The 1,653-nt window shown below is 42.2% G+C and carries 2 protein-coding genes; both read right to left on the bottom strand.

From position 1 onward, the window contains the following. Positions 1–368 (bottom strand): DUF1492 domain-containing protein (locus P0108_RS07080; RefSeq protein ID WP_473730932.1); only part of this gene is annotated, 368 nt, incomplete at its 3' end. Next, positions 328–1,653: SNF2-related protein (locus P0108_RS07085; protein ID WP_473730933.1), on the bottom strand; the 1,326-nt coding region annotated here is incomplete at its 5' end. The genes P0108_RS07085 and P0108_RS07080, both read right to left, overlap by 41 nt.

Here is a 1,653-nt window from a genome sequence, read left to right on the forward strand (position 1 = left end):
ATAATCGTCATTCTGCTAGCATGGAGTTCGTTACCAATATCCTCCCACGTCATGTTACTCATGTAACGGTAGCGTAAAATCATCTGCTCATCCACGCTTTCAAGTTTAGAAATCACTTCTAAAATCTGCTCTTTCAAACTGATAAGCATCGTGATCTCCATGTTAATCTTGGCTTCTAAATCCATAACCCTTATAAGAGCTTTCACAAACGGAGCGTCCACGCTTCGAGTCGTCTGCACATACTCTCTGTCGTATCTTAATGAAGAAACACTTGTAGCAAGCTCACGCAGTCTTACTACCTCGTCCATGTCAGCCTTAATCCGTTTATCAAGAAGATAGGCTTGCCGTAAGTATTCTTTTTTGTTCATTCTTACCTCCATTTTGAGGTAAGTTCTCTTTAGAACCCCTTTCCCTCACTTCGTTAATTGATAGTCTTGCTTTAACCGACTCGATTAAAGCATCTTGTACTTTAGCTTTCATGCTTAAAGCCCTCATCACGTCTTCATCAATCGTGTTCTTAGTGATGATGTGATGGATTACAACCGTGCTGGTTTGCCCTTGACGGTTAAGCCTAGCGTTCGTCTGCTGGTAAAGTTCCAAACTCCAAGTCAGGGAAAACCAGATAAGTGTAGAGCCGCCAGCCTGTAGGTTAAGACCATGACCCGCGGAAGCCGGGTGAATCAATGCTACAGGAATCATGCCGGCATTCCAGTCAGCAATATCAGCACTCGTTTTAATCTCACGCACGTTAAAACGTTTCTTAATCCGCTCAAGATCATGCTTAAACCAGTAAGCTACAAGCACCGGTTTACCGTTAGCAGCCTCGATTAAATCCTCTAAAGCATCAAGCTTACGATCATGAATATGAACGCTTTCTTTTTTCTCGTTATAAACCGCGCCGCCTGCCATTTGAAGAAGCTTATTTGAAAGAGACGCTGCGTTAATCGCATCAATCTCTTTACCCTCCAACGACACCACCATATCCTGTTTCAGCTCATCATAGAGTTTTCGCTCCTTACCGGATAACTCTACTTTCACCTCGTTTATCACACACGCCGGCATGTTCAAATAGTCTTTCGACTTCATCGAAATCGTAATATCAGCTATCTGCTTATAGATTAAACTCTCAGCACCATCTTTAGGCTTATAAGAAAAAATCATGTGCTGGTTACGCTTATCAGGATCAAAAAAGTTCTGCCGATAATACGTAATATAACGTCCTAGCCTTTGACCCATATCAAGCAGCCTAAACTCAGCCCACAAATCCATAAGCCCGTTAGAAGAAGGAGTTCCTGTAAGACCAACAATCCTTTTAACTTTCGGCCTAGCCTTCAGTAACGCTTTAAAACGTTTCGCCTGATATGATTTAAAACTTGAAAGCTCATCTATCACAACCATGTCAAAATTAAACGGCAGGCCGCTTTTCATTATCAACCACTCCACGTTTTCACGGTTAATAATATAAACGTGAGCAGGCGTTTTTAGTGCTTGAATCCGCTCCTTCTCAGTGCCCGTCACAACAGAATAAGTCAAGTGTTTTAAATGCTCCCACTTTTCTAACTCTAAAGGCCACGTAGTGTTTGCAACCCTAAGAGGAGCTATAACAAGAGTTCTGGAAACATCAAACGAGTCAAGCATCAGGTCGTTAATCGC

It is taken from the genome of Gardnerella sp. c10Ua_244, assembly GCF_055818055.1.